Annotated in this window: 31 protein-coding genes; 20 read left to right on the forward strand and 11 right to left on the reverse strand. The window is 65.3% G+C overall.

Annotated features, from left to right (window positions below):
- A partial coding sequence (locus AWC08_RS05385; RefSeq protein WP_142283421.1) for a PE family protein occupies positions 1 to 540 on the reverse strand: 540 nt, incomplete at its 3' end.
- Positions 541 to 805: 265 nt separating this feature from the next.
- On the opposite strand from AWC08_RS05385, the gene AWC08_RS05390 reads away from it, so the two are divergent.
- Entirely contained in the window at positions 806 to 1,300 is a 495-nt protein-coding gene (locus AWC08_RS05390; RefSeq protein ID WP_069433698.1) for a macro domain-containing protein, read from the forward strand.
- Here the strand turns inward: AWC08_RS05390 and AWC08_RS05395 are convergent.
- The gene (locus AWC08_RS05395; protein ID WP_065135901.1) at positions 1,297 to 1,602 is read right to left on the reverse strand and encodes an MTH1187 family thiamine-binding protein; all 306 of its coding nucleotides are present in this window, start codon (positions 1,600 to 1,602) and stop codon (positions 1,297 to 1,299) included. The genes AWC08_RS05390 and AWC08_RS05395 overlap by 4 nt on opposite strands.
- Positions 1,603 to 1,643: 41 nt before the next feature.
- Here AWC08_RS05395 and dtd point away from each other — a divergent pair, with 41 nt between their 5' ends.
- Entirely contained in the window at positions 1,644 to 2,075 is a 432-nt protein-coding gene (gene dtd, locus AWC08_RS05400) for a D-aminoacyl-tRNA deacylase (protein ID WP_069433697.1), read from the forward strand.
- A gap of 16 nt (positions 2,076 to 2,091) precedes the next feature.
- Complete coding sequence (locus AWC08_RS05405) at positions 2,092 to 3,000, forward strand: class I SAM-dependent methyltransferase (protein ID WP_069433696.1); 909 nt, start codon at positions 2,092 to 2,094, stop codon at positions 2,998 to 3,000.
- Positions 3,001 to 3,004: 4 nt separating this feature from the next.
- On the opposite strand, the gene AWC08_RS05410 is transcribed toward AWC08_RS05405, so the two are convergent.
- From AWC08_RS05410 to AWC08_RS05420, 3 genes are read right to left on the reverse strand one after another with little or no spacing between them, the layout of a single operon-like run.
- Positions 3,005 to 3,916: a carbon-nitrogen hydrolase family protein gene (locus AWC08_RS05410; RefSeq protein WP_069433704.1), complete on the reverse strand. Its 912-nt coding sequence runs from the start codon at positions 3,914 to 3,916 to the stop codon at positions 3,005 to 3,007.
- Between the two features lie 23 nt (positions 3,917 to 3,939).
- On the reverse strand, positions 3,940 to 4,965 hold the full coding sequence (locus tag AWC08_RS05415) for a zinc-binding dehydrogenase (protein ID WP_069433695.1): 1,026 nt from the start codon (positions 4,963 to 4,965) through the stop codon (positions 3,940 to 3,942).
- A gap of 4 nt (positions 4,966 to 4,969) precedes the next feature.
- Entirely contained in the window at positions 4,970 to 6,901 is a 1,932-nt protein-coding gene (locus tag AWC08_RS05420; RefSeq protein WP_069433694.1) for a flavin-containing monooxygenase, read from the reverse strand.
- A gap of 131 nt (positions 6,902 to 7,032) precedes the next feature.
- On the opposite strand from AWC08_RS05420, the gene AWC08_RS05425 reads away from it, so the two are divergent.
- The 3 genes from AWC08_RS05425 to AWC08_RS05435 all read left to right on the forward strand — a co-directional run bounded on the left by AWC08_RS05425 (position 7,033) and on the right by AWC08_RS05435 (position 9,181).
- Positions 7,033 to 7,377, forward strand: a complete 345-nt coding sequence (locus AWC08_RS05425; RefSeq protein WP_142283422.1) for a hypothetical protein — start codon at positions 7,033 to 7,035, stop codon at positions 7,375 to 7,377.
- Between the two features lie 98 nt (positions 7,378 to 7,475).
- On the forward strand, positions 7,476 to 7,940 hold the full coding sequence (locus AWC08_RS05430; RefSeq protein WP_069433693.1) for a hypothetical protein: 465 nt from the start codon (positions 7,476 to 7,478) through the stop codon (positions 7,938 to 7,940).
- Positions 7,941 to 8,050: 110 nt separating this feature from the next.
- Positions 8,051 to 9,181: a nitronate monooxygenase gene (locus AWC08_RS05435; RefSeq protein WP_065135908.1), complete on the forward strand. Its 1,131-nt coding sequence runs from the start codon at positions 8,051 to 8,053 to the stop codon at positions 9,179 to 9,181.
- 3 nt (positions 9,182 to 9,184) lie between these two features.
- On the opposite strand, the gene AWC08_RS05440 is transcribed toward AWC08_RS05435, so the two are convergent.
- The 3 genes from AWC08_RS05440 to AWC08_RS05450 all read right to left on the reverse strand — a co-directional run bounded on the left by AWC08_RS05440 (position 9,185) and on the right by AWC08_RS05450 (position 10,163).
- Positions 9,185 to 9,406 (reverse strand): Rv1893 family protein, encoded by a 222-nt coding sequence (locus AWC08_RS05440; RefSeq protein ID WP_065135909.1) that lies wholly within the window; start codon positions 9,404 to 9,406, stop codon positions 9,185 to 9,187.
- A gap of 63 nt (positions 9,407 to 9,469) precedes the next feature.
- Positions 9,470 to 9,745, reverse strand: a complete 276-nt coding sequence (locus AWC08_RS05445; RefSeq protein ID WP_069433692.1) for a hypothetical protein — start codon at positions 9,743 to 9,745, stop codon at positions 9,470 to 9,472.
- Positions 9,746 to 9,749: 4 nt separating this feature from the next.
- The gene (locus AWC08_RS05450; protein ID WP_069433691.1) at positions 9,750 to 10,163 is read right to left on the reverse strand and encodes a hypothetical protein; all 414 of its coding nucleotides are present in this window, start codon (positions 10,161 to 10,163) and stop codon (positions 9,750 to 9,752) included.
- Between the two features lie 815 nt (positions 10,164 to 10,978).
- Here AWC08_RS05450 and AWC08_RS05455 point away from each other — a divergent pair.
- The 6 genes from AWC08_RS05455 to AWC08_RS05480 all read left to right on the forward strand — a co-directional run bounded on the left by AWC08_RS05455 (position 10,979) and on the right by AWC08_RS05480 (position 16,395).
- Positions 10,979 to 11,755, forward strand: coding sequence for a glycine-rich domain-containing protein (locus tag AWC08_RS05455; protein ID WP_142283423.1), 777 nt, complete (start codon positions 10,979 to 10,981; stop codon positions 11,753 to 11,755).
- Positions 11,756 to 11,815: 60 nt separating this feature from the next.
- Complete coding sequence (locus tag AWC08_RS05460; protein WP_232007859.1) at positions 11,816 to 12,313, forward strand: GNAT family N-acetyltransferase; 498 nt, start codon at positions 11,816 to 11,818, stop codon at positions 12,311 to 12,313.
- A gap of 95 nt (positions 12,314 to 12,408) precedes the next feature.
- Positions 12,409 to 13,257 (forward strand): SAM-dependent methyltransferase, encoded by an 849-nt coding sequence (locus tag AWC08_RS05465; RefSeq protein WP_083271145.1) that lies wholly within the window; start codon positions 12,409 to 12,411, stop codon positions 13,255 to 13,257.
- 251 nt (positions 13,258 to 13,508) lie between these two features.
- Positions 13,509 to 14,804, forward strand: a complete 1,296-nt coding sequence (locus AWC08_RS05470; protein WP_069433688.1) for a cytochrome P450 — start codon at positions 13,509 to 13,511, stop codon at positions 14,802 to 14,804.
- A 16-nt stretch (positions 14,805 to 14,820) separates the two neighbouring features.
- Entirely contained in the window at positions 14,821 to 15,834 is a 1,014-nt protein-coding gene (locus tag AWC08_RS05475) for an alcohol dehydrogenase catalytic domain-containing protein (protein WP_065135914.1), read from the forward strand.
- A 3-nt stretch (positions 15,835 to 15,837) separates the two neighbouring features.
- On the forward strand, positions 15,838 to 16,395 hold the full coding sequence (locus tag AWC08_RS05480) for a YceI family protein (RefSeq protein WP_069433687.1): 558 nt from the start codon (positions 15,838 to 15,840) through the stop codon (positions 16,393 to 16,395).
- A 4-nt stretch (positions 16,396 to 16,399) separates the two neighbouring features.
- On the opposite strand, the gene AWC08_RS05485 is transcribed toward AWC08_RS05480, so the two are convergent.
- The gene (locus AWC08_RS05485; RefSeq protein WP_065135916.1) at positions 16,400 to 17,533 is read right to left on the reverse strand and encodes a DUF7159 family protein; all 1,134 of its coding nucleotides are present in this window, start codon (positions 17,531 to 17,533) and stop codon (positions 16,400 to 16,402) included.
- A 576-nt stretch (positions 17,534 to 18,109) separates the two neighbouring features.
- On the opposite strand from AWC08_RS05485, the gene ag85B reads away from it, so the two are divergent.
- A complete protein-coding gene (ag85B, locus tag AWC08_RS05490; RefSeq protein WP_065135917.1) occupies positions 18,110 to 19,090 on the forward strand; it encodes a diacylglycerol acyltransferase/mycolyltransferase Ag85B in 981 nt (326 codons plus the stop codon).
- 82 nt (positions 19,091 to 19,172) lie between these two features.
- Here the strand turns inward: ag85B and AWC08_RS05495 are convergent, their stop codons facing one another.
- Entirely contained in the window at positions 19,173 to 19,742 is a 570-nt protein-coding gene (locus AWC08_RS05495) for a hypothetical protein (protein ID WP_083271142.1), read from the reverse strand.
- A gap of 42 nt (positions 19,743 to 19,784) precedes the next feature.
- Here AWC08_RS05495 and AWC08_RS05500 point away from each other — a divergent pair, with 42 nt between their 5' ends.
- The 6 genes from AWC08_RS05500 (at position 19,785) to AWC08_RS05525 (ending at position 24,005) form a co-directional block, all read left to right on the forward strand.
- Entirely contained in the window at positions 19,785 to 20,363 is a 579-nt protein-coding gene (locus tag AWC08_RS05500) for a chorismate mutase (protein ID WP_069433686.1), read from the forward strand.
- 107 nt (positions 20,364 to 20,470) lie between these two features.
- On the forward strand, positions 20,471 to 20,887 hold the full coding sequence (locus tag AWC08_RS05505) for a transglycosylase family protein (protein ID WP_069433702.1): 417 nt from the start codon (positions 20,471 to 20,473) through the stop codon (positions 20,885 to 20,887).
- Positions 20,888 to 20,938: 51 nt separating this feature from the next.
- On the forward strand, positions 20,939 to 21,394 hold the full coding sequence (locus tag AWC08_RS05510) for an SRPBCC family protein (RefSeq protein ID WP_065135919.1): 456 nt from the start codon (positions 20,939 to 20,941) through the stop codon (positions 21,392 to 21,394).
- Between the two features lie 23 nt (positions 21,395 to 21,417).
- The gene (locus AWC08_RS05515) at positions 21,418 to 22,248 is read left to right on the forward strand and encodes an SDR family oxidoreductase (RefSeq protein ID WP_069433685.1); all 831 of its coding nucleotides are present in this window, start codon (positions 21,418 to 21,420) and stop codon (positions 22,246 to 22,248) included.
- Between the two features lie 7 nt (positions 22,249 to 22,255).
- Positions 22,256 to 22,678, forward strand: coding sequence for a lipoprotein LpqH (locus tag AWC08_RS05520; protein WP_065135921.1), 423 nt, complete (start codon positions 22,256 to 22,258; stop codon positions 22,676 to 22,678).
- A gap of 10 nt (positions 22,679 to 22,688) precedes the next feature.
- Complete coding sequence (locus tag AWC08_RS05525; protein ID WP_069433684.1) at positions 22,689 to 24,005, forward strand: cytochrome P450; 1,317 nt, start codon at positions 22,689 to 22,691, stop codon at positions 24,003 to 24,005.
- A 1-nt stretch (position 24,006) separates the two neighbouring features.
- On the opposite strand, the gene AWC08_RS05530 is transcribed toward AWC08_RS05525, so the two are convergent.
- On the reverse strand, positions 24,007 to 25,866 hold the full coding sequence (locus AWC08_RS05530; RefSeq protein ID WP_083271144.1) for a potassium transporter Kup: 1,860 nt from the start codon (positions 25,864 to 25,866) through the stop codon (positions 24,007 to 24,009).
- A gap of 193 nt (positions 25,867 to 26,059) precedes the next feature.
- Between AWC08_RS05530 and AWC08_RS05535 the strand changes: the two genes are divergently transcribed.
- Positions 26,060 to 26,503, forward strand: coding sequence for a limonene-1,2-epoxide hydrolase family protein (locus AWC08_RS05535; RefSeq protein ID WP_065135949.1), 444 nt, complete (start codon positions 26,060 to 26,062; stop codon positions 26,501 to 26,503).
- Positions 26,504 to 26,511: the final 8 nt, after the last annotated feature.

The following is a 26,511-nucleotide window of genomic DNA, read 5'->3' on the forward strand; positions in this document are numbered from 1 at the left end:
GCCACCGATTCCGCCGGACCCCCCGGCACCGCCGTCGCCGATCAGACCGGCCGCGCCGCCGGTTCCCCCGGCCTGCCCCGGTGCGCCCGACCCGCCGTTGCCGCCGTTGCCCCACAGCAGCCCGCCGGCCGCGCCGGCCTGCCCGGTTCCTGGTGCTCCGTTGGCGCCGTCACCGATCAGCGGACGACCCAACACCGCGTTGGTGGGTGCATTGAGCACCCCCCACGCCTGTTGTTCGAGTGCCTGCAACGGCGAGGCTGCGGCCGCATCAGCGGTGGCATAAGAAAGTGAGGCCCCGGTCAACGCTTGGGCGAAGGAAGCCTGCAACGCTGCCACCTGCGCACTGAGCGCCTGGTACACGCGGCCGTGGCTGGAGAACAGCGCCGCGATCGCGGCCGACACCTCATCGCCGGCGGCGGCCAGCAACCCGGTGGTCGGCCCCGCGGCGACCAGATCAGCCGACCTCAGTGCCGAGCCGATACGTTCCACACCCGCCGCCGCGGCGCTCAAAGATTCCGGTACGGCGAGGACGTACGACATGGTGGCGCTCCCATTGTGAAACCCGACCAATTTGGCGGATCATAAATGTAATACGCGGTAGCTTCGCGGACTCGATAATTGATAAACAAGAATGGTATTCCAATATCTAATTGCCATCAGCGGGGCTGAACATGCTCAGCTACAACGTATTTCGAGCGCTGGCCGCCTGAGGCTTTCCGCTGCAGAAGTATCAGAAAACAATGTGGGAAACTAGAACGGAATTTCGTCCACAGCAGGTGGGTCCGGTTGGGGAGACAATGTCCCCATGATCGAGCTCGAGGTTCTGCAAGCCGACATCACCCAACTCGACGTCGACGCAATCGCCAACGCCGCCAACACCCAACTGCGCCACGGCGGCGGCGTCGCCGCGGCCATCGCGCGCGCCGGCGGCCCCGCCGTCCAGCGGGAATCCCACGAGAAAGCGCCGATCGGCCTGGGCGAGGCGATCGAAACCACGGCCGGTGACATGCCCGCCCGCTACGTGATCCACGCCGCGACAATGGAGCTCGGCGGTCCCACCTCAGCCGACATCATCAGCCGCGCAACAGCATCGACGCTGCGCAAGGCCGACGAACTGGGTTGCCGGTCGCTGGCGCTGGTCGCATTCGGCACCGGTGTCGGCGGCTTCCCGCTGCACGACGCGGCCCGCCTGATGGTCGACGCCGTCCGTCAGCACCAACCGAAAACCCTGCAACGCGTCGTGTTCGCCGTCCACGGCGACGCCGCGGCAGAGGCGTTCACCGCCGCCATCCAGGCTTAGCCGCCGGACAGGTACCGCTCGACCGACTCAACCTTCTGAGTCATTGCGTCGGTTGCCCCGGCGCGCATGTCGGCCTTGATCACGGTGCTCACCCGGGGTGCCCGCGCCGCCACCGCCTCCACCGCCCGCTGCACGACAGCCATTACTTCGGCCCAGCTGTCGCCTTCGATCACGGTGAACATGGAATCCGTCTTGTTGGGCAACCCCGATTCGCGAACCACCCGGACCGCCTCGGCGACGATCTCGCCGACGCCTTCCCCCACACCCATCGGGGTGACCGAAAACGCAACCAGCACAGACACCTCACGAGCCTACCGAGACCGGCATGGCAGCATCGACGGTCATGCGGGTGCTCGTGCAGCGGGTCTCTTCGGCGGCGGTGGTGGTCGACGACGAAGTGGTCGGCGCGATCCGCCCGGCGGGTCAGGGACTGCTCGCATTCGTCGGCGTCACCCACAGCGACGGACCCGATCAGGCCCGCCGCCTGGCCGAAAAGCTCTGGACGCTGAGGATTCTCGACGACGAGAAGTCCGCCTCCGACGTCGCCGCACCGATCCTGGTGGTCAGCCAGTTCACCCTTTACGCCAACACCGCCAAGGGCCGCCGCCCGTCCTGGAACGCGGCAGCACCCGGCGCGACAGCCGAGCCGTTAGTAGCGGCGTTCGCCGATGCGCTTCGTGCGCTGGGCGCACAGGTCGAGACGGGGACGTTCGGTGCCCACATGCAGGTAGAGCTGACCAACGACGGACCGGTGACCGTTTTGCTGGAGCTGTGACGGGTACGTTCGCTGTATGACGACACCCGCTTTTGGATCTCTCCGCTCCGACGACGACCAGTGGGACATCGTCAGCGGTGTCGGTTACACCGCCCTGCTGGTCGCGGGCTGGCGTGCGGTGCACGCGCTGAGCGAACGGCCGCTCGTGCGCGACGATTACGCGCAGCACTTCATCAACGCGACCGCGGACCCGTATCTGACCGGCCTGCTGCAGAACCCTGGCAGCTCAGCAGACGAGACCACCTTCCCGCGTCTGTACGGTGTGCAGACCAGGTTCTTCGACGACTTCTTCACCAACGCCGCGGAAACAGGCATCGTGCAGGCGGTGATCGTCGCCGCCGGGCTGGATTCCCGGGCCTATCGACTCGATTGGGCGCCGGGGACAACGGTTTTCGAAGTCGACCTGCCGAAGGTGCTGGAATTCAAAGCGCGGGTCCTCGACGACCTGGGTGCCCAACCCACGGCGCGTCGGGTCGAGTTCGCGGCGGATCTCCGCGGCGACTGGACCGCCGGACTCACCAAGGCCGGCTTCGACCCGCACGTCCCGACGGCCTGGTCGGTGGAGGGACTGCTGCCCTACCTGACCCGCGACGCCCAAGAAGCCCTGTTCGATCGGATACACGCGAACAGCGCATCAGACAGTCGGCTCGCCACCGGCGCATTGGGTTCCCGCCTCGACGCCGACCAGCTCGCCGAACTGGAACGGTCGCACCCCGGCGTCAACATGTCCGGCGATGTCGACTTTTCCGCGTTGACCTACGACAACCCGGCGGACCCGGCGCAATGGCTGCGGGACCACGGGTGGTCGGTGGAGCACGTCCGCAACACGCTGAATCTGCAGGCCGGCTACGGGCTGACCCCGCCGCCGGTCGACGTGAAGATCGACAGCTTCATGCGCTCGCAGTACGTCACGGCCACCCGGTAACCCGCTAGGAAGCGGCCACGTGGCGGCGGTAATAGCGGCGGCCGTGCCAGCGTTGGTAGTGCCACACCGCGAACGGCAGCGGCCCCCGCGGGTGCAACCAGAACCGGTGCGGCACAGCCGTACGAGGAGCACAACGCCCCACCGAAACGTCCGCCACCACAACCCCTTCACCGTCGGATAGCGAGGCCAGCACACTGCCGTCGGCGGCGACGATCATGGTGCCGCCCTCGAACCGGCCCGAATACCCCAACGGCAGCCACGGCATACGGCACCGCACGGTGCCCGCGTGCGCCGCATGCAGAACCGGGGCACCCACATAACCGGCGAAGCTCGCCGCCGCCTGCCAGGCCGTCGCCGCGTTGCGCTGTTCCATTCGGCGAAAAGCAGCCCGGGGCCACCAATCCGGGATCGACCACCAGCCCGAACCCGTCATCGCCAGGTCAATGCGACCGCGCAGGCGACGCACCGTCTGGGTGCGCATCAACTCCCAGCACACCGCCGCACCCACCGTCAGGTCGCCGGCCTCGATCACCCCGTCGTCGTTTCCGCCGACGTAGAAAGCGTTCTCCCACATCGTCGGAAGATCTTTGTCGTGGCGGCCCGCCACGCCGTTCGGCGTCACCACCAGATACGCATTGCGCACATCTCCGTCGGTGTCGCGGATCAGCAGCGAACCGCCGATCATCACCTCGTGCCGGCGCGCCAGCGCCAGCAGCAGTTCGGTGGCCTTACCCTCGGCCGGCAGCGCCGCACCGGCCAGTTCGGGCCAAAACCCGACGCCGGTGGTGAAGAACTCCGGCAGGGCAATGGTCCGCGCGCCCGCGGCGACGGCGTCTTCAACCAGACGTTCCACACTGGCCAGGTTGGCATCCACATCGGCCGGCACTGCCTCGAGTTGAATTGCGGCACAGCGCATGAAGGCCATGCTGCCACACGCGGCTACGGCGTCAACAGGATCTTCACGTCGTCGCCGGAACGCTCCGCGGCCCGCGCGTAGCCTTTGGCCGCCTCGTCGAGAGGAAGCGTGGCGGTGAATATGCCGTCGACGTCAAGGCGACCCGACTGCAGCAACGGAATCAACTCCGGCCAGGTGCGCTGCACCGGAGCGGTGGTCCAGCGCACGGTGATGCTGCGGATCAGGCACGCCAACGCCGGGAACGGGTATGGCTGCAGATTGTGCACGCCGACCACCGAGACGGTGCCGCCCGGCCGGACCGCGAACAGCGCGTCGGTCAGGGAGGCGTCGGTTGCGACCGCGTCGATCACCGCATCGGCGCCGCGCCCGCCGGTGGCGGCCAGGATCGACTCCACCGTCGACGAGGCCACCGGCGTGGCGCCCCAGTCAACGGCACGCTGCAGCCGCCCCGGCACCCGGTCGACCGCGAAAACCGTTGCGGCGCCTTGGGCGAACGCGCTGCGCAGCGCGCACAAGCCGACCGCTCCGAGTCCGATCACCGCCACCGTGCCACCTAACGGGATGTCGGCGCGCTGCGCCGCCGCCCAGCCGGTCGCCAGGTTGTCGGTGAGCAGCAAGGCCTGCTCGCTGCTGATGCCCTCGGGAATCCGGCGGACCTGGAAGTCGGCGGCATGCACGGCGAGCAGATCCGTCTGAGCCCCAGGAAGGGCACCTCCGCCAAAGATCTGCAGACCCGAGTGGCACATCACCGGGTCGTTGGTGGCGCATCCGGGGCAGGCCCCGCACCCGGCGACCGAGGACACCAGCACCTCGTCACCGACCTTGACCGACCGCACGTCGGGGCCGGCTTCGACGACGGTGCCGATGGCTTCATGGCCCAGCGGCACCGGCTCTGCCAGCGGATAATCGCCCTCGTAGAAGTGCAGATCGGAGCCGCAGATGCCGGCGGCGCGCACCGCGACGATCACGCCGTCCGGCCCAGTCAGCGCCGGGTCGGGCCGGGTGTCCACCCGAATGCTGGCGGGCCCGTCGATGACTACCGTGCGCATGGGCTCACTTCTCCTGTCGCATAACGAAATCCGACCAATCCGGTTCGCGCACCGCGGCCCAGTATTCGTTGAGGCGCCACGGGCTGACGGTGTGGATCTCGCCGTCGGCATTCTTGAAGTACGAATGCTTGACGGCCGGGTGTGACCAGACCATCTGCTTGATCTCGGCTTGGGTCCGCTGGTGCCACTTTTCGGCCGCCTCGGCGGTGGGCTCCAGCGCCACGATGTGTTCCTCGGTCATGTGCTGAAGACACTGATCGATATAGCGCATCTGCAATTCGGACTGGAAGATCAGGCTGCCGCCGTGTGCCAGGTGCGTGCCCGGCCCGTAGAGCAGAAACAGGTTTGGGAATCCGGGCACGGTGATGCCCAGGTGCGCGTACGGCCGACTGCCCCACAACTCGTGCAGGTCAATGCCGTTGCGGCCGGTGATCTTCAGCGGCCAGAGCACGTCGGTGTGCCGAAACCCGGTGGCGTATACGATGACGTCGACCTCATGTGTCACACCGCCGTCGGTGACGATGCCGCTCGGTGTGATGCGCTCGATCGGCGTTCGGACCAGCTCGACGTTGTCGCGTTGCAGTGTCCGCAGCCAACTTCCGTTGTCCTGCAGGGTGCGTTTGCCGGTGGCCGGGTAGTCCGGCAGCACCTTGGTCAACAACTCCGAGCCTTCCGGGACCTGGCTGGTGATCCACTGGCTGAACATCATCCGGGCGGCCGCGTTGATGTCGCTGACGGCGTAGTCCTGGTCGGCGTAGTTCGGGTCGCCGCGCGCCGCGTCCAGGCCCTTGTCGGCGCCCGGCCACAACAGCAGGAAGCGATACCACCGTCCGTAGTACGGCAGGTGCCGCATCGCCCAGCGCACGCCCTCGCCGACTTCGTCGTGATACATCGGGTTGGGGAACATCCACTGCGCGGTGCGCTGGAACACCGTCAAATGCGAGACCTCGCCCGCGATCGCCGGCGCGATCTGGAATCCGCTGGCGCCGGCGCCGACCAGGGCGACCCGCTTACCCGTCAGATCCACCGAGTGATCCCAGGCCGCGGAATGAAACGACGGTCCGGCGAAGGTGTCCGCTCCGGCGATGTCAGGGATATGCGGCCGATTCAACTGACCCACGGCGGTGATCACCGCTCGCGCGCGCGCCGTGCTGACGGTGCCGTCGGCGCCGCGCAGCGCCACGGTCCAGATACCGGCCTCGTCGTCCCAGTCGGCGCCCAGAACCTCGGTTTCCCAGCGAATCGTGCCGCCCAACTTGTGTTTGGCCACCACCGCGGTGAAGTAACTCTGCAACTCGGGCTGCTCGGCGAAGAAATGAGTCCACTCGTTGTTGGGTTCGAAGCTGTAACAATAGAAATGGTTCGCGACGTCCACCCGGGCGCCGGGATAGTTGTTCTCCCACCAGGTCCCGCCGGGGCCGGCGTTCTTCTCGACGATGGTGAACGGGATGTTGGCCTGTTTGAGCCGGATTCCGGCCAGGATGCCCGATTCGCCGCAGCCGATCACCAGGACCGGGAAGTCTGCCGTGTGGTCAACCGGCAAGGCCGCCGGACGGCGCGGGTCGATTCCCTCGAGGTCCATCTCCTCCCGGGCCAGTGGCAGGTAGTCGTCGGGAACGTGTTCGCACGCAGCCCAATCCATCATTTCCCGGATGAGGTCGTCGCTCAGCGGCGGTGGTTCGGGGCAGCCGCGGTCGCGGTAATCGGTGAGCACCGCCAGCGCTTCGGCACGCGCCCGGCTCTTGTCGTCCTCTGACATGAAGCCCTGCACTTCGTTGAGGAACAGACCCATCTGTTTGAAGTCGCGGATGAACCGGGGATCGCCGGTGATGTGTACCAGCGACAGCAGCAACGTCGGGATGCTGACGTCCTGCAGCGCGGCGGCGATCTCGGGTGTGGACGTGGTGAAGGGTTCTCCGGCGTACCGGCTGCGCATCGAGTGCGATCCTTTCGGTGGATGCAATTACGCTACGCTTCGGTTCGTAATTGGCAGCCCTACGCTACCCGCGCTGTTACGCGCTGATCAAGGGCTCGTTATGGCGGCCGGCGAAGTGCGAGGATCTGCCGGTGGGTAGACGCCGCTTCGAAGACACCGTCGCCAAGATCGCACTGCTCTGCGGCATCTGCGCGGGAGGTGCGGCGGCGGTGATCGCCCTGGCTCCCGCCAGCGCGCTGTGGACGGGGTTCTTCGTTTGTGGGAGCGGGCAGCAGCTGGCCTACGGCACCGCGAGGATGACCGACAGGTCCTGGCGGACGAACACCCGCGTGACATTCCAGTGCATCGGCGACGGGGGCGGAGTTGACGCCGACCTCTTCACGATCTACGTGCTACAGGCTGTACTGGTCGCGTTCGTACTGGGCGCCCTGCTGGCCGCCGTCCGGTTGGGCTACCGGTGGCGAGATGGTCGCTGAGCGCATTCGCGAACCCGTTCTCAGCTAGTGCCGACGCCCCCAGGCTGCGAAAGAATACGAGGGCTAGTTTTCCCGACGCGCCGGAAGGTAGACACGCGATGACACCGGTCCTGACGGCTTGTGGTGGGTTTCTGCTTGCCGTGCTGTGGATGGACCTGATGTTCGACGTGCAGGTGTTCGGGCACCCTGACACCGGCGCCCCCTTGCCCGAAGCCGTGCTGGCGTCGATCGCGGGCTACTACCGCCGCGCCACCACCACCTCCCAACCGATGGGTCGGCTGATCGCCCTGGTGATGCTGATCTTGTTGAGCGCATTGGGGTTTGAGGCGGCCTACGGTCGCGACCCGCTGTGGCTGCTGGTGGCATCGGGCGGTGCGGCAGCCATACCCGTGGTCCTGGCTCTAGTGCACACCGTCCCTAGTGCGGTCCGACTGGGCAGCCGCCTCGACCCGCCGGACGTGCAGAGTCACCTGGCGCGGGCCGTGTGCCGCGATCACCTCGTCTGCTTTGTCTGCATCCTCGGCTTCGTGGCGCTGCGGGTGGCCTACGGCCTGCAGATCTGAAGGAGCGTAGTTCGAACACAGCAGACCTGGCTGGCCTCGTCGGCCAGACTGGTATTAAACTAGAACACGTTTCAATTTTTGCGTCGGTTCCGCGCCCCACAGGAGTAGGCATGCACACCGCCCTATGTGATCAACTCGGTATCGAGTTCCCGATCTTCGCTTTCACCCATTGCCGCGATGTCGTCGTCGCTGTCAGTAAAGCCGGCGGGTTCGGTGTGCTGGGCGCTGTCGGCTTCACCCCTGAGCAGCTCGAGATCGAACTGAACTGGATCGACGAGAACATCGGTGACCACCCCTACGGTGTGGACATCGTCATCCCGAACAAGTACGAGGGCATGGACGCGCACCTGTCGGCCGAGGAGCTGGCGGACACGCTGCGCAAGATGGTGCCCCAGGAGCACCTGGACTTCGGCAAGAAGATCCTCGCCGACCACGGGGTTCCGGTCGAAGACAGCGACGGCGACAGCTTGCAGCTGCTGGGCTGGACCGAGGCCACCGCCACGCCCCAGGTGGAGGTGGCGCTCAAGCACCCGAAGGTGACCATGATCGCCAACGCGCTGGGCACTCCCCCGGCGGACATGATCAAGCACATCCACGCCGAGGGCCGCAAGGTGGCGGCGCTGTGTGGCTCGCCGTCGCAGGCCCGCAAGCACGCCGACGCCGGCGTCGACATCATCATCGCCCAGGGCGGCGAGGCCGGTGGTCACTGTGGCGAGGTCGGCTCAATTGTGTTGTGGCCGCAGGTCGTGAAGGAGGTGGCACCGGTTCCCGTCCTGGCCGCCGGTGGCATCGGCAGCGGCCAGCAGATCGCCGCGGCGCTGGCGCTGGGAGCCCAGGGCGCGTGGACCGGTTCGCAGTGGCTGATGGTCGAGGAATCCTCGAACACCCCGGTGCAGCAGGCCGCCTACATCAAGGCCGGCAGCCGCGACACCGTGCGCAGCCGCTCGTTCACCGGCAAGCCGGCCCGGATGCTGCGCAACGACTGGACCGAGGCCTGGGAACAGCCGGACAACCCCAAGCCGCTCGGAATGCCGTTGCAATACATGGTTTCCGGGATGGCGGTGCGGGCCACCAACCGGTATCCCAACGAGTCGGTTGACGTGGCGTTCAACCCGGTCGGTCAGGTGGTCGGTCAGTTCCAGAAGGTGGAAAAGACCTCCACCGTCATCGAGCGCTGGGTGCAGGAATACCTGGAGGCCACCACTCGGCTCGACGAGCTCAACGCCGCCGCCGCCATCTGAGAATCAGTCCAGGTCGTCGTCTTCCTTACCGGTGAAGACCTCTTTCACCCGGTCGACGGCGTGCGTGCCGATCTCGATGGAGTTCTGCACGATGCCGCTGGCGCCCCCGGCGATGTCGCCGCGAATGATGTCGCTGGCGTGCTCGACGATGTCCGACGCTTTCTCGACGGCGTTGGTGGCAATGTCGCGGACGGCGTCTACGGCATCTTTGGGATCGAAGGCCATGGCGAGTCTCCTATTCGGTGGCGATTCATTGGCGGACGTTGAGTATGACAGTAGGCGTCGGCGTCAGTAGTCGACGAGAGTGCGCCAGTAATCCTCGGGTATCTCGCCGCCGGAGCGCAGAACTCGTGCCAGCCCGGCGGCCATCGCGATGCCGAGCAAGCCGAGCCACAATCCGGCCAGCCCGATAACCCACCACAGCGCGGTGGTCACCGCCGGCCATGGTGACAGCACCGCCAGCACGGGTGCGAAGAAAAATCCGGTGCCGATGTACCACGCGGACCCGGCGCGGTCGGACGCCAGCACGAACCGCAACCATCGCGGAATCGGGGCGTCCGCCATCGGGTCAGTCGCTCAGATCAGGCGGGAAGAACCCGGCACCGGTGAACCAGCCCTCCTGCCAGCCCTGCGCGCCCAGGCACAGCATCGGCAGACCGGCCGGCGATTGCGCCGCCACCTTCGGCCCGGGGCACGGTGCCCCGATCTGCTGGACACCGCGAAGCGGGTAGGAGATCACCCAGTAGCCGGTCGTGGCCGCCGGGAACTGGTTGGGGGGCGGGAAGTGACAGGCCTCGGCCTGGCCGCTGGGGCCACGTCCGAAGATGAAGCGTTCGTAGTTGTCACACGGCGCACCGAGCGAAGCGTCGTAATTCATCCCGGGGACGTCGCCCTCCCAACGTCCGTTGTCGGCACTGGCGACCGGCGCCACCCCGATCATCGACCCCGAGATCGCGGCGGCGGCGAGTATTTCGCGAATCATGTCTTCGCTCGTCCTTTCCTGGCACCGGTGCCCTGTTTCTCAAGAAGCATATCGTTTGCTGCAGTCGCCACAAGGCAGTACCCGAAACCGCAAGGGACTACGCTGCCGAGGACCCGGCCACCGGTCTCGTTGACCGACGCATTGATGTGCCGAAAGCTGCGGCTGAACAACGCAGGCCACTCATTGCCTCCGCGTGCTGTGCGACGGCGAGGTGCATGTGGACGGGTTTGAAATCGGGCCGGCGACCACGGTGTGTATGTCGTGGCGGTGCGGGTGGGATGTCAACCGTTCCCCTTTGCTGAGCGTGCGAGCAGGGTGCCGTCGTATCCGTCAACCAGAGATGACTGTCATCTATGGTTGACAATTTAGCCTACGGCGGGTAATTTTTTGCATGCCGGAAGCTATTGCGGCCAACCGTGAGGCCGCGACCGGTTGTTTAACGATGTGCAAGTCACTGAAAGGATTAGCAGCGATGATTCCTGTAATCGAGCGAACTGGAAATATCACCTACGCGGGTCGGCTGACCATCGTCGACCACGGCGGGATGAACAGCGATTGTCACCCGGTATTGTGCATGCCCATAACCGGCACTCAGCAGCGGCCTTGAAAGATTGTTGGACTTTCCGCCGGGTGAGGCATGGCGTTACCCCGCTGTGCCCCACCGTCGGGAGATGATTTCGCCCAGAATTTTGTCCAAGTCGCGATCAGCCTGATTGTGACTGATTGTCGAGTTCGATAGCCTTGAAGATTACTGATGTGCTGAATTATATCGACCTAGGACGGCACTTCGAACGGCAATATGAAGGCCGAGAATAATGGTAGTAAAGATAGCGCCAGCAACCGTTCAGCCGAGCCCGGATTCGGACTACCAGCAGTGCGCTCCGGCACTTATCGACAGGCGACATCGCGAGGCGTTAGCCTTTCAAGCGCCGTATGTGATCGATCGCTTGGTTCATGATCGGGTGGTCCGCAACCCGTCGCAGGCTGAGGGCCTGTTCAGCGAGTTGAAGAAGTATTTTGTGTTGTGTGCGATCAGTGCTGACGGGCGACTCGGTATGCACTCGAGAATGGTTGACCAAGCCTGGCACACCTTCATCTTGTTTACTTCAGAATACGCTGACTACGGGTACCGTTACTTTGATAGATTCTTGCATCACGCACCGAATGTCGGCGCATCCCGCATGGACTGGCAACCAGCGGCTGATTCCTACGGTGTTGATCATTGCATTTCTGACTGGCGTACGTCGCGAAATCCTAGCTTCCGGGACTTCGGTGATCGGTATCAGCAATTATTCGGAGAATCATTGCCGGCCGTCTGGTACGATGAGCTTTTTCTCACACCCTCGAGTCGCGTGATCAATGATCGAGCTGGGCAACTCAGCACCAGGATTCACGCTGGCATCGTCGAGTTGTTCGATGTCATGCATGGCCGCATCCTGTCGATCAACGCACTTGGCGGGTCCGCGCTGAATTTCATTACAAAGCACCATGACTTTTATATTCGTGAACTGGGTGACACGCTCACCGACGACGAGAAACTTGGCCTGAGCCGGGCACTCATCGAAGCGGGCGTGTTGCGGATCGCCTTTTAGCCGTCTGGATGGAGAGAGATGCCCGTCCTATGCTCTGAACGGATACCTGGGCAGCGCATCATGCTGCGTCCCCCGCAGCTCGATGATGCTGCCGAGTTGTTCGAAGGGATCACGTGTGATCCCGAGGCGGCGCGGTACATGCGGTGGGAGCCCCACACCGACGTCGGCCAGACACGCCGGATGGTCGCGCAGCGTATGCATGCCAGTGAAGGCGACCAAACGTGGATCATCGCTCTGCAGACCAGTGGCGACGTGGTCGGCTTCATCAGATGCTCGCTTTCGACGCGCGACGCCGTCGAAATCGGGTGCTGTCTGGGTCGCCGATGGTGGGGAACGGGACTGATGTCCGAGGCGTTCGGTCTCATGCTTGCCGCGTTGGAGGCGGACGCCCACGTGAAAAGGGTCTGGGCCACGTGCGATGTCGACAATTCACGATCGGCGAGATTGCTTGAGCGCTGCGGTTTTGCGTTCGAGGGCAGGCTGGCGCGCTACGGCGTATTCCCGATGCTGGGCGCGGAACCGCGCGACTGTTTGCTCTATGCGAAGGGGCTGCGGTGATCGGCTTGGACCGACAAGTGAATCAATTCAACCCGGCGGGCCGATGCGACGGCGACAGTTGGGACCCGGCAACCAGCGTCGGCGTCACCGCGACGATGGTCGCTTTATGGCGGGCGCTTGCGTCCCGGCAACCCGACGCCCTTCTTGATGACCCGTTCGCCGAACCGCTTGTGCGGGCGGTCGGGCTGGAACCATTCGCCCGCGTTCTTGACGGTGAGGTCGTGGTCGGGGCCCTCGCGACAGAGCGGATCACCTCTCGGACAAGGTTTTTCGACGACTTCTTTGCTTCCGCCGGGACCGCGATACGCCAGGCGGTGATCGTGGCGGCCGGTCTCGACAGCAGGGCTTACAGATTGACATGGCCGCCGGGGACGGTGGTTTACGAGGTGGACCGACCACAGGTTCTCGATTTCAAGACCACGACGCTGGATGCTCTCGGAGCCGTCCCAACAGTCGATCGACGCCTCGTCGGCGTCGATCTGCGGGACGACTGGCAGGCCGCGTTGCTGGATGCCGATTTTGATCCGCATCAGCCGACGGCCTGGAGTGTCGAGGGCTTGTTGGTGTACATACCGCCAAGTGCCCAAAACCAATTATTCGACGCCATCACCGTTTTGAGCGCGCCAGGCAGTTTGCTCGCCACCGATGTTATCGCCGCTCCGGACAGCTTTTTTGACCACCGGGTGCCAAGTCTCACCGAACATTGGCGGCGCATCGGCCTAGACCTGGACATGTCCAAACTGGTTTATCGCGGCCAACGGGACAGTGTTGCCGACCATCTGACTTCCCGAGGCTGGCAGGTGAGCTCCCACCCCGCGCACGAGATATACGAGCGCAACGGCTTTTCTTTTCCCATGAACACACTTGCGGGGCTCGGTGAAATGGGCTTCGCGACGGCAATGCTTCCTGAGACGTCTGGCCTGGCGGCGGCGCGCGCAGATTGAGTCTGCAGCGTTCGGCGAGGACCTGACCCGACAGTCGACCACGGCAATCTGCGATGTCGACCTGCCGCTGCACATCCTGACCCGTCCCGGGCACGCCGAGAGCTGCCTCGTGCGCAGTTCGACAGCACCCGCCCGAGAACACGTTCCAGTTCAGCTTTGGCGTCTTTTGCTCCCAGGCTTCCCATGTGTGGTGTAGCAAGGAATTATTGGCACCGGACGACCCTGTGAACACGGTTACGAGGAGTAGGCAATTGTCAACGACGCCGACCGAACCGCAAGCAAAGCCCAACCTGCCGCCCGGGTTCGATTTCACCGACCCGGACGTCCACGCCGAGCGGCTGCCGGTAGAGGAGCTGGCCGAGCTACGCCGAACCGCACCGATCTGGTGGAACGAGCAGCCCTACGGGGCGGGTGGTTTCGACGACGGCGGTTTCTGGGTGGTGACCAAACACAAGGACGTCAAGGAGATCTCGCGGCGCAGCGACGTGTTCTCCAGCCTGGCTAAGACCGCGCTCCCCCGCTACAAGGACGGCACCGTCGGCGAGCAGATCGAGCGGGGCAAGTTTGTGCTGCTCAACCAGGACGCCCCACTGCACACCCACCTGCGCAAGATCATCTCCCGCGGGTTCACCCCACGTGCCGTCGAGCGCCTGCGCGACGACCTTGCCGAGCGTGCCCGGCGCATCGTGGAGGTCGCCGCTTCGCAGGGTTCCGGTGACTTCGTCGAGCAGGTGTCTTGCGAGTTGCCGTTGCAGGCCATCGCCGGACTGCTGGGCGTTCCGCAAGAGGACCGGATGAAGCTGTTCCACTGGTCCAACCAGATGGTCGGCGACCAGGATCCCGAATTCGCCTCCAATGACGCCATCACCGCCTCGGTGGAACTGATCATGTATGCCATGCAGATGGCCGCCGACCGGGCTCAGAACCCCGGCGAGGACATCGTGACCAAGCTGGTCCAGGCCGACGTCGACGGCCACAAATTGTCCGACGACGAGTTCGGCTTCTTCGTGATCCTGCTGGCGGTGGCCGGGAATGAGACCACCCGCAACTCCATCACCCAGGGGATGATGGCCTTCACCGATTTCCCGGATCAATGGGAGCTCTACAAGCGCGAGCGCCCGATCACCACGGCCGACGAAATCGTGCGGTGGGCCACGCCGGTCACCTCCTTCCAGCGCACCGCCCTGGAGGACTACGAGTTGTCCGGTGTGCAGATCAAGAAGGGCCAGCGAGTGGTGATGGTGTACCGCTCAGCCAATTTCGACGAGGACGTCTTCGACGACCCGTTCTCCTTCAACATCATGCGCGATCCCAACCCGCACGTCGGATTCGGTGGCACCGGCGCGCACTACTGCATAGGCGCCAACCTGGCTCGCATGACGATCGACCTGATGTTCAACGCGATCGCCGACGCCATGCCCAACCTGGAATCGGTCGGCAAACCCGAGCGGCTGCGATCGGGCTGGCTCAACGGAATCAAGCATTGGCAGGTGGACTACCACACCGCGGGGACCGCTTCCGGCCAGCAATGCCCGGTAACCCACTGACCGAACAGAGACAAACATGGCCACGCACCAGGCTGTTCACGTTCAATCCGCAGGCGCGCCCCTCGAGCTCGCCGACGTCGAGACATCACCGCCCGCTCGGGGCGAGGTGCGCATCGCGGTCACCGCCTGCGGCATCTGCGGCACCGACGCGCATTTCGTCAATGGCGGATTCCCGGACATGTCGTGGCCGCTGACGCCCGGCCACGAAATCGCCGGAACCATTGCCGAACTCGGGGACGGGGTCGAGGAATTCGCGATCGGTGATCGCGTCGCGGTCGGCTGGTTCGGCGGCAACTGCAACCACTGCGACCCATGCCGCAAGGGCATTCTGATCCACTGCGCCAACGGAAAGGTGCCGAGCTGGCAATATCCCGGTGGCTATGCGGAATCCGTGACGGTACCGGCTACCGCGCTCGCCCGCATCCCCGAGGGGCTCTCCGACATCGAAGCCGCCCCGATGGGTTGCGCCGGCGTCACCACCTACAACGCGCTGCGCCACACCAGGGCGCTGCCCGGTGACCGGGTTGCGGTCCTCGGCGTCGGTGGACTCGGCCACCTCGGAGTGCAATTCGCTCGCGCGATGGGCTTCGAGACCATCGCCATCGCACGTGGCACCGGCAAAGCCGAGGACGCGAAGAAACTCGGCGCCCATCACTACATCGACTCCACCAGCGTCAACGTCGCCGAAGCTCTGCGCACCCTGGGCGGCGCCGCGGTTGTGCTTGCCACGGCCGGCAATTCGAGGGCCATGGCCGACACGGTCGGCGGGCTGCTGCCCCAAGGCGAACTGGTCACCATCGGGGTGACGCCCGAGCCGCTTCCGATCAGTCCCGTTCAATTGATAACACCGGGACTCAGCATCATCGGCCACCCCTCGGGTACCGCGAAAGATATCGAGGAGACAATGCATTTCGCCCTTCTGTCGGGGGTTCGGGCGTGGATCGAGGAGCTGCCGCTGGCTCAGGCCGCCGAAGGTTACGCGGCTTTGGAACAGGGCCGGGCCCACTACCGCACCGTCCTGACGATCTGACCAATGGCCATCGACCAGGATGCCGTGTGGGAATTCGGTGCTGCCGACGGCGATTTGACTTTGCACACTGGGGTTGCCGGGCGCGCGGCCCGGATGGGTCACCGGCTCACCATCGCGATGACCCGTTGGCAGGCAAGCGTCAGTTGGGTTGCGGGTCAACCCGACTCGGCGACTCTGGTGGTCGAGGTGGACTCGCTCGAGGTATTGAAAGGCGAAGGCGGCGTCAAAGGCCTGTCCGGACCCGAAAAAATCCTGGTGCGCTCGAATGCGCTGAAGTCATTGTCGGCGAACAAGTTTCCCGAAATCCGCTTCAACGCCGACTCGATCGAGAAGACCGAGAGCGGCTACCGGCTCAGCGGGAAGCTGCAGATCCGGGGCGCCGAGCGCGAACATGCCGTCGATCTGCGCACCGCAGAACTCGCCGACTCCTGGCGCCTGTCGCTGCAGTCCACGGTGCGCCAGTCCGACTTCGGCGTCAAACCCTATTCACTGCTGATGGGGTCGCTGCAGGTGGCCGATGAGGTGACGGTCTCCTTCACCGCTACCCCGCCCAAGCCCTGACCGGCTATTCCGGTGGGCGGCCGGGCTCCGCATATGTACCGGGAATGTGTTCGAGGACCCGGCTGAGTCGCAACGGGACGTCGGCGGGGTCGGGTTCGGGCACAGCCGACGCGGGCGGGCCTTCCGGAGCTGATTCCTCGACCTGCCCACCGGAGGTGAGCCGTACCGGCTCCTGCTGTACCGGCGGTGGGACGGGAACCCCTTGCGCGGGACGCGGAACCGGTGCGGGCGCCACCTCGGCCATCGGGGGCGTGGACTTGTGCGCCGGCTGGGGCGGAGTCGAATCCTTGCCCGGAGCGAGCTGCAGACCCAGGGCCAGCGAGACCGACGCGACGAAGGTCACCGCGGCGGCCGCCAGCGTGGTCGCCGCCCCGGCGTACTGACGTGAATGCACGGGCGTGGCGGTGACAGGCACGGCGGCACTGGCCGCGACGAGTTCGGCGTCGGTGAATTCCGTGCTCTGGGCGGCCGCCAGTGCGGCTCCACGTGCGACGGTGACCTGCGCCATGGTCTGGGCGAAGACCGGGACCGGCAGCGCATTGTCCAGCTGCCAGGAGAAGTCGCTGACGTCGTCCTGAGAACCGACCACCACCACCCCACCCGGTCGCCAGGTGCTGCGGTCGAACATTCCGGTGAGCCACGACGTCAAACCGTCGTAGCCGCCACGGACGTGCTTCACGGCGGTCTGCGACTCTCCTTCGTGGGTGTCCACCATGACGACGGTCGCCCACTCGCGTTCCAGGATGCAGACCGCGGTCTGCTCGTAGCCGATCACCGGCGCGATGGCCTGCGCGAGCGTCTCGACGGCGTCCAGCTGGCGGACGGGCACGACGTTGTCGAACCCCGCGTCGGTGAGCGCCTCGAGCAGCAGCGCGGCCTGGGCTGCGGCCTCGTCGCTCCATGTCACGCCGACCACCCGCAACCGGTGATCGACGGCGTCGGCAGCTTCCCGGACCCGCAAGACTTCGGCGGTCACCTGCTGTGCGGTGCTCACGGCACGCACCCCGTGACTGTTGTGCGAGCCTTCCGTCAGCTGCACCTCACGGTGGTCAAGGATGGTGCCGTCAGCGCCATGCCCTTCAGCCAGGACCCACCCGACGGTGGACGGCGTCACCGATAGCCCGAGTACCGTATCCAAATTTTCGCACCTCAATCGGTCCCGGGACACACCGCGCTCCGACATGCCACGGGCACCAAGGGGCGAGGTGCTGTGGCGCGGGAGTGCCTGAATTGCCCGAGATAGCTTGTCTGCAGTCGGCTTGCTCGCAGCGAGCCTACGCGTTCATCGCCGGTTCGTCTTGGTCGGTGTTCAACTTGCCGGGAAACAAGCAGGTGACTCTCAACCACCGTTGACCTGCGCGGCCGTGCACCCGAAAACTGCCCCCGCCGGGGGCGGTAAACGCCGCACAGGTTGCTCGGCAAGCCTGGCAGCACTCCGGGCGCGCGGGGCCCGCAACGCTTGCGTGCTTGCGACTCCTCCCGATGTCAACTGCGTAACGCCTGCATAACGCCGCGGCGTGTGTCGCGCTCGGGCGTGTCGGCCGCGGGCTATAACGAATGCGGTGATCCGACGAGGGGTCCGGTAACACAGTTGCTGTATCCACGGTGGTAACCGATATGGAACTGAAATGTGATTGCGTCCGAATCGACATTCTGCCCAGTCACGCGGTAAGTTCTGCCGGGAACAAAAGACATAAGGACAAGGGGCACAGGTATGACAGACGTGAGCGGGAAGATACGGGCCTGGGGTCGCCGACTCTTGGTCGGTGCGGCTGCGGCCGCGACCCTGCCGGGCCTGATCGGACTCGCCGGCGGTGCGCCGACCGCGGGAGCGTTCTCCCGGCCAGGTCTGCCAGTCGAGTACCTCCAGGTGCCGTCAGCGGCGATGGGACGCAGCATCAAGGTGCAGTTCCAGAGCGGCGGCGACAACTCGCCTGCGCTGTACCTGCTCGACGGCCTGCGCGCCCAGGACGACTACAACGGCTGGGACATCAACACCCCGGCGTTCGAGTGGTACTACCAGTCGGGCATTTCCGTGGTCATGCCGGTCGGTGGCCAGTCCAGCTTCTACAGCGACTGGTACAGCCCCGCCTGCGGTAAGGCCGGCTGCTCCACCTACAAGTGGGAGACCTTCCTGACCAGCGAGCTGCCGTCGTATCTGCAGAGCAACCGCAGCGTCAAGCCGACCGGCAGCGCTGCCGTCGGTCTGTCGATGGCCGGTTCGTCCGCCATGATCCTGGCCGCCTACCACCCCGCCCAGTTCATCTACGCCGGGTCCCTGTCGGCGCTGCTGGACCCGTCCCAGGGCATGGGGCCGTCGCTGATCGGGCTCGCCATGGGTGACGCCGGCGGCTACAAGGCGGCCGACATGTGGGGCCCGTCCAGCGACCCCGCCTGGCAGCGCAACGACCCGACGCAGCAGATCCCGACGCTGGTCGCCAACAACACCCGCTTGTGGGTCTACTGCGGCAACGGCAAGCCCACCGAGCTCGGTGGCGCGAACCTGCCGGCCGAGTTCCTGGAGAACTTCGTCCGCAGCAGCAACATCAAGTTCCAGGACCAGTACACCGCGGCCGGTGGCCACAACGCCGTCTTCAACTTCCAGAACGACGGAACGCACAGCTGGGAGTACTGGGGCCAGCAGCTGCAGGCCATGAAGGGCGACCTGCAGGGTGCCCTGGGCGCTCGGGGCTGACCCGCACGACACCGCTACTACTGCGCTTGACGGCGACCGCCGTCAAGCGCAGTAGTGCGTTGTGGGGTATCTCCGAAGGTGGCTATCCGCGAATTTCGCCGGTGACGTCGACCCACCCCGTCGAGTCGGTGCGGTGATCGGAAGTGTTGCGGCATTCTCCGTACACCCGCGCCACACCCAGATTCGCGTTGTCGTCGTCGCGGTAGATGAGCGCGGTGACCGCGTTCTTCGACACCGATCTGCTGTACGGGTGGCCGCCGGGGGAAATCCGTCCTTCCACCCAGCCATCGGCGGCCAGCGCCTTGGCCACCGCCGGCAGATAGGCGTCGGCGCGGGTATCGGCGGGAATCGTGAACGTCAGGTACACCGCGCCCTGATACGGCGGATTGTCGCGGTCCCGGCACGACATCAACAGATAGCCGGCCGACGTCGGGCGCAGCTGCGCGGCCGAGACGATATCTGCTGCCGCGCCGACGGCCTGGACCCGGCTCTGCCCGTCGGAAAGCGGCGGACCCGAAACCTTCAGAGCGTCAGCGGGTGTGGCGTGCAGTTGGTCCACGGCCAGGAATGCACCGCCGAGCACCAGTGAAATCCCGAAGGTGATGGCGAGCAGGGACCGGGCTTGTGTCGAGCGCAACCAATCTGCACGCATGCCACCATTGTTCGTCAGATCGATCTCCGAGGGAGGGCCGGGATGCCGCAGATCGCAGCCCGCGCGATCCTGGTCGCGGTTGCCACACTGTTCGTCTCCGCCGCGCCACCGGCCTGGGCGCAGGGCTCCGGCCCGCTGGCGGCTCTCGTTGACGCGCTCGCCGAGCGGTTGGCCATCGCCGAGCCGGTGGCCGCCTACAAATGGCGCGCACACGCCTTTATCGAGGATCCGGTGCGCGTCGAGCAGGAACTCACGACATTGCGCGAGGACGCCGCAACCGAACACGTCGACCCCGATTACATCGCCCGCGTCTTCGGCGACCAGATCGCCGCCACCGAAGCGATCGAATACCAACGGTTCGCCGACTGGAAGCTCGACCCGGCCGCTGTGCCGCCTGCCCCGGCCGACCTCGGCGCCGCACGGGCCACCATCGACGCCCTGAACACTAAGATTTTGTCTCAAATATCACTTAACTGGAGTTTGCTGAATTCTCCGGCATGTGCGGATTCGCTGCAGAGCGCCCGGGACCAGGTGACCCGATCGCGGGGCCTGGACAACCTGTACCGACGTGCGCTAACCGCCGCGACGGCCTCCTACTGCCCGGCTCAGCCGCCCGCCTGAGGCACCCGCCACGGCGGCGTTTGCGCCAATCTCGAAGCGGTAGACAACTGATCTCATAATTTTTTCTAGTGGGTAACGCTTTGAACACGCTCGGCGAAATGCCGGGCATGACGACCATCACAAAGCCCCTCATCAAGTCCGCGATCACCGCAGGATTCATCGCCACCGGCATGTCGTTGTCCGCCGGCACCGCCGAGGCCGACGCCATGGACTGGGAAGCCGTCGCACAGTGCGAGTCCGGCGGCAACTGGGCCGCCAACACCGGCAACGGCGCGTACGGCGGTCTGCAGTTCAAGCAAGCCACCTGGGAGGAGTACGGCGGCGTCGGCAACCCCGCAAAAGCCTCCAAGCAGCAACAAATCGCCGTCGCGAACAAGGTTCTGGCCGGTCAGGGCCCGGGCGCCTGGCCGAAGTGCGCCAGTGCCGGCGGCATGGGACCGGGGATCGCGCAGCTGCCCAAGCCCGGTCAGACGCTGACCCAGACGATCAGCCAGATCATCGGGATGTTCACGCCCAAACAATGATTATCGGCGGGCCGCCGCGTTTCGTTACAGCGGACGTGATTGGATCCTCCTATGGAGGGTTCAGCAACAGTTCATATGGCGGCGCCGGCGGACAAGATCTGGGAATTAATCGCCGATATTCGAAATACCGGACGCTTCTCACCGGAAACCTTCGAGGCTGAGTGGCTGGGTGAGGCGACCGGCCCCGAGCTTGGAGCGCGGTTCCGCGGCCACGTCCGCCGCAACGAGATCGGGCCGGTGTACTGGACCACCTGCGAGGTGACCGCGTGCGAGCCCGGTCGTGAATTCGGGTTTGCTGTACTGGTCGGCGACCGGGTGGTGAACAACTGGCACTACCGGCTCAAGCCGGCAGGTGACGGGACGGATGTCACCGAGTCGTTCCGCCTCGCACCGTCCCCCTTCAACAACGTCTACCTGCTGTTGGGAGGCTTCTTACGTAAACGTCGCAACATACGAGACATGACGAAGACGCTGCATCGCATCAAAGATGTGGTCGAAGCAGGCTGAGGGGCTGGGCGGAGATCAGATCGATGAAGTCGATATTCATCACCGGTGCGGGCAGCGGGATGGGCCGGGAAGGCGTCAAGCTGTTCCACGGCAGGGGTTGGCGGGTCGGCGGCGTCGATCGCAACGACGACGGCCTGGCCGCGCTCAGCGTGGAGCTGGGCGCCGGACTGTGGACGCGCACGGTCGACGTGACGGAAAAGGCCGCGCTGGACGCGGCGCTGGCCGACTTCTGTGCCGGCAACACCGGCGGCGGACTCGACATGATGTGGAACAACGCCGGCATCGGCGAGGGCGGCTGGTTCGAGGACGTGCCGTACGAGGCCGCCATGCGGGTCGTCGACGTGAACTTCAAGGCTGTACTGACGGGCGCCTACGGGGCACTCCCCTACCTGAAGAAGGCGCCGGGCAGCCTGATGTTCTCGACGTCGTCCTCGTCAGGCACCTACGGCATGCCGCGCATCGCCGTCTACTCGGCGACCAAACACGCCGTCAAAGGGCTGACGGAGGCGCTGAGCGTGGAATGGCAGCGCCACGGCGTGCGGGTGGCCGACGTGTTGCCGGGGCTGATCGACACGGCCATCCTCACCTCGACCCCCCAGCACTCCGGCGGGTCGGAATCGCAGATGACGCGCGAAGAACTGCAGGCTGCGGCGCCCAAACGAGGGATGTTCCGCCTGATGCCGGCGTCCAGCGTCGCCGAGGCGGCCTGGCAGGCATACCAGCATCCGACGCGGCTGCATTGGTACGTGCCGGGCAGCATCCGCTGGATCGACCGGCTCAAGGGCATCAGTCCGGAGTTTGTGCGAAACCGCATCGTGAAAGCACTGCCCAGGCTGGACCCGAAGCAGCAATAATGTCCTGGTGCAGAACCGGATGGTCGCAACGGCAGGAATCGCATTGGCAGTCGTCGGCTCCGTGTCCGGGTGTGGAGGTACCCAGATACTGCCGCGCAAGGCCGCGCACGTCACCATCGACGGCACCGCACACACCACACGTCCGCCGGCGTGCAGTCAGGTCCAGGCCTATCGGACCATCGACATTCGCGACCGGGACGGCCAGGTGCAGGCGGTGATGATGATCAGCGGTGACCGGGTGATCCCCCAGTTCGTGAAGATCCGCAATATCGACGGGTTCACCGGCAGCTACTACGAGGGCGGGGTGGGAGACGCGCACGTGGACGTCAACAAGAACTCCTACACGATCACCGGGAGCGCATCCGGCATCAACAGCAACAACCCGAACAAGGTCGTGACCACGGATTTCAAGATCAGCGCCGAGTGCTGAGCGCCTACCCATGAAAGACAGACTGCACTGGTTCGCGATGCACGGCGTGGTCCGCGGGGTCGCCAGACTCGCGGTCCGCCGAGGCGACCTGCAGGCCCGGTTGATCGCCGATCCCGCTGTCGCGGACGACCCGGTGCCCTTCTATGACGAAGTGCGACGGCGCGGCGCATTGGTCCGCAACCGGGCGAACCTGATGACGGTCGACCACCGACTCGCCCACGATCTCCTCCGGTCGGACGATTTCCACGTCATCAACTTCGGCGACAGCCTGCCAAAGCCATTGCGCTGGCTAGAAACTCGCACCCGTGATGACCGGCTGCACCCGCTGCGACCGCCGTCGCTGCTGGCGGTCGAACCGCCGGATCACACGCGCTACCGCAAGACCGTCTCGGCGGTGTTCACCTCACGAGCGGTGGCCGCGCTGCGCGACCGCGTGCAGCAGACAGCGGACGAGCTGCTGGATCAGCTGGTGGACCGGCCCGGCGGCGTCGACATTGTCGGCCGGTATTGCTCCCAGCTACCGATCACCGTCATCAGCGAGATCCTCGGTGTGCCCGAATACGACCGCCGGCGTGTCCTGGAATTTGGCGAGTTGGCCGCTCCGAGCCTGGACATCGGGTTGCCCTGGCAGCAGTACGTCCGCGTGCAGCGCGGCGTCGCCGGCTTCAACGCGTGGCTGGTGGAGCATCTCAGCCAACTGCGGCGCACCCCTGGTGACGACCTGATGAGCCAGCTGATCCGAGTCGCTCAAAGCGGCAGCGAGGACAGCTATCTCGATGACACCGAGTTGCAGGCCGTCGCCGGGCTGGTACTGGTCGCGGGCTTCGAGACCACAGTGAACTTGCTGGGCAACGGAATTCGGATGCTCCTGGACCATCCCGACCAGCTGGAGAAACTGCGTGAGCGCCCGGAGCTGTGGCCCAACGCCGTGGAGGAGATTCTGCGGCTCGACTCGCCGGTACAGCTGACGGCGCGGGTGGCCGGCCGCGATGTCGAGGTGGCCGGGCAGCCGATCTACCGCGGTGAAGTGGTGGTGATCTACCTTGCCGCCGCCAACCGGGACCCGTCGGTATTCGCCGACCCACACCGTTTCGATGTCGAAAGAGCTAATGCGGGAAAGCATCTCGCATTCTCGACGGGACGACACTTCTGCCTGGGCGCCGCACTGGCCCGGTCTGAGGGCGAAGTGGGTTTGCGCACCTTCTTCGACCGCTTCCCCGACGTCCGGGCCGCCGGTGCCGGCGCGCGGCGCAGCACCCGGGTGCTGCGTGGCTGGTCGACGCTACCCGTTCAACTCGGGCCGGCGCGGTCGATGGCCACCCGGTAGCTCAGACCTCGATCCTTGAACCCATGATCACCGTTCGGTCGGGCGGCAACCCGAAGTATTCGGCCGCATCGGCGGTGATGTACGACGTCGCGATGAACAGTCGCTTGCGCCAGGACGCCATGGTGGGCGCCGAGCCCTTGACCAGTTCGAGCTTGGACAGGAAGTAGGAAGCCTCGTCCACGGCGATCTCCCCTTCGGTCTGGCTTGGTTCCAGCAACCGAAGAGCGGCAAGGACATTCGGTGTCTCCATATAGCCGAAATGGGCGGTCACGTGAATGATGCCGTCTCTGGCGTAGCCCAGCGCGTCGACGTCGGTCCGCTCGGCGTCCGGTACCCGCGGCACCGGTAAGGTGTCGATCGCCATGATGACCACCTGCTCGTGCAGCACGTGGTTGTGCTCCACATTGGCCCGCATGGCCAGCGGCGTCGTTTCTTTGCCCCGATTCAAGAAGATCGCCGTGCCCGGCACCCGGGTGAACGGCTGCGCCCGGTGGGCGAGACCGGCTACGAACTCGCGCAACGAGCCCTCGGTGGATTCCCTTGTCGTGGTGACGATTTCACGACCGCGCCGCCAGGTGGTCATCACGGTGAAGGCGATCACCGCGATCAGCAGCGGCAGCCATGCCCCGTGCACCAGCTTCGTCAAATTGGCCGCCAGGAACAACAGGTCGATCGACAACAGCACCGCGCCGCCGCCCACCACCAGCCACCGGGGTGCCGACCATTTGATGCGCGCGACGTAGAGAAACAGCAGTGTGGTGATGCTGATGGTGCCGGTGACCGCCATACCGAAGGCGAACGCCAGCGCCGCCGAACTGCGGAAGGCGAAGACCAGGGTCAGAACCGAAACCAGCAACAGGCCGTTGACCCACGGAACGTAGATCTGGCCGATAGTCGACTCCGACGTGTGGGCGATGCGCAACCGCGGCAGGTAGCCGAGCTGCGCGGCCTGCGACGCCACCGAGAAGGCACCCGTGATCACCGCCTGCGACGCGATCACCGTTGCGGCGGTGGCAAGTAGCACCATCGGTATCCGTGCCCAGTCCGGCACGAGCAGGAAGAACGGTGCGCTGGCCGTTCTCGGGTCGCCCAGCACCAGTGCCCCTTGACCGAGGTAGCTCAGGGCGCAGCCGGGCAACACCACAAACAACCAGCCCGACGTGATGGCGCGTCGACCGAAGTGCCCCATATCGGCGTAGAGCGCCTCGGCCCCGGTGACGGAGAGGACGACCGCCGCGAGCGAGAAGAAGGCGAAGTGAAAATGACCCGCCATGAATTTGACCGCATAGACCGGTGAGAGCGCCCGCAGAATCTCCGGATGGTCCGCGATCCCGAGGACTCCGCAGCCGCCGATCGCGGTGAACCAGGCGATCATCACTGGGCCGAAAAACCGTCCGACAACAGCGGTGCCGTGTCGCTGCACGGAGAACAGCAACACGATGATCACCGCGGTGACCGGCACCACCCACGAACTCAGCTGCGGCTGAATGACTTTGATACCTTCGACGGCCGAGAGAACGGAGATCGCCGGGGTGATCATGCTGTCGCCGAAGAACAGCGCGGCGCCGAACAGGCCGAGGGCGGAAAGAGCCATCGCGGTGCGGCGGCCGCCCCACGTCCCCAGCAGCGTGATCAGCGCCATGATCCCGCCTTCACCGTGATTGTCGGCGCGCATCACCAAAGTGATGTAGGTGAGGGTGACGATGATCATGACGGACCAGAAGATCAATGACACGACGCCGTACACGTTCTCTGTGCTGATGGGAACCGGATGCGGATCCTCGGGGTTGAACACCGTCTGGATGGTGTAGATGGGGCTGGTGCCGATGTCCCCGAAGACGACGCCGAGCGCGCCCAGCATGGTGGCCAGCGCCGCGACCGGGCCGGGTCGCCGGGTGCCGGTAGCGGGTCCGGAATCTGTTTGCACGGCAACGGTCCTCGTTCGTGGTGGCGGTCTGGCGCCATGATCCTACTGGCGCGGGGCGCGCCAGCGCAGGTAACAGCTGTGGTTGACACCCGTGCGGCGGCCGAGTTAATTGACGGGTATGACAGAAGTGATCACAGCTGAGAACGTCGTGACCGGAATGTGGCAAGCGCTGTCGCGGCGGGACTGGGAGGCGGTGCAAACCTTCCTGTCCGACGATTGTCTCTACGTCGACATGCCGGTCCCCGCAGTGTCGGCTCGCGGTCCCGAGAACATCGTGACGCGGCTCAAGATCGGGCTCGCGGAGCTGGCGGGATATGAGAATCACGACGGTCTTCTGGTGTCCAACGGCTCCGACGTCATGTATGAGCACTCCGAGACCTGGACTTTCCAGACCGGCGAGCAGGGCGTGCTGCGGTTCGTCACGGTGCACAAGGTGGTGGACGGCAAAATTGCTGTCTGGAAGGACTATTGGGACTTCAACAGCCTCGCGGCGTTCGCACCGCCGCAACACTTCGAAAACCTGATGGGCGGCGACACGTCCTGGATCTTCGACGCCAGCGCCCTGGTGTAGCTGGCCGC

Origin of the sequence: Mycobacterium gordonae, assembly GCF_002101675.1 — a bacterium.
In the GTDB taxonomy this organism is placed as follows: Bacteria; Actinomycetota; Actinomycetes; order Mycobacteriales; family Mycobacteriaceae; genus Mycobacterium; species Mycobacterium gordonae.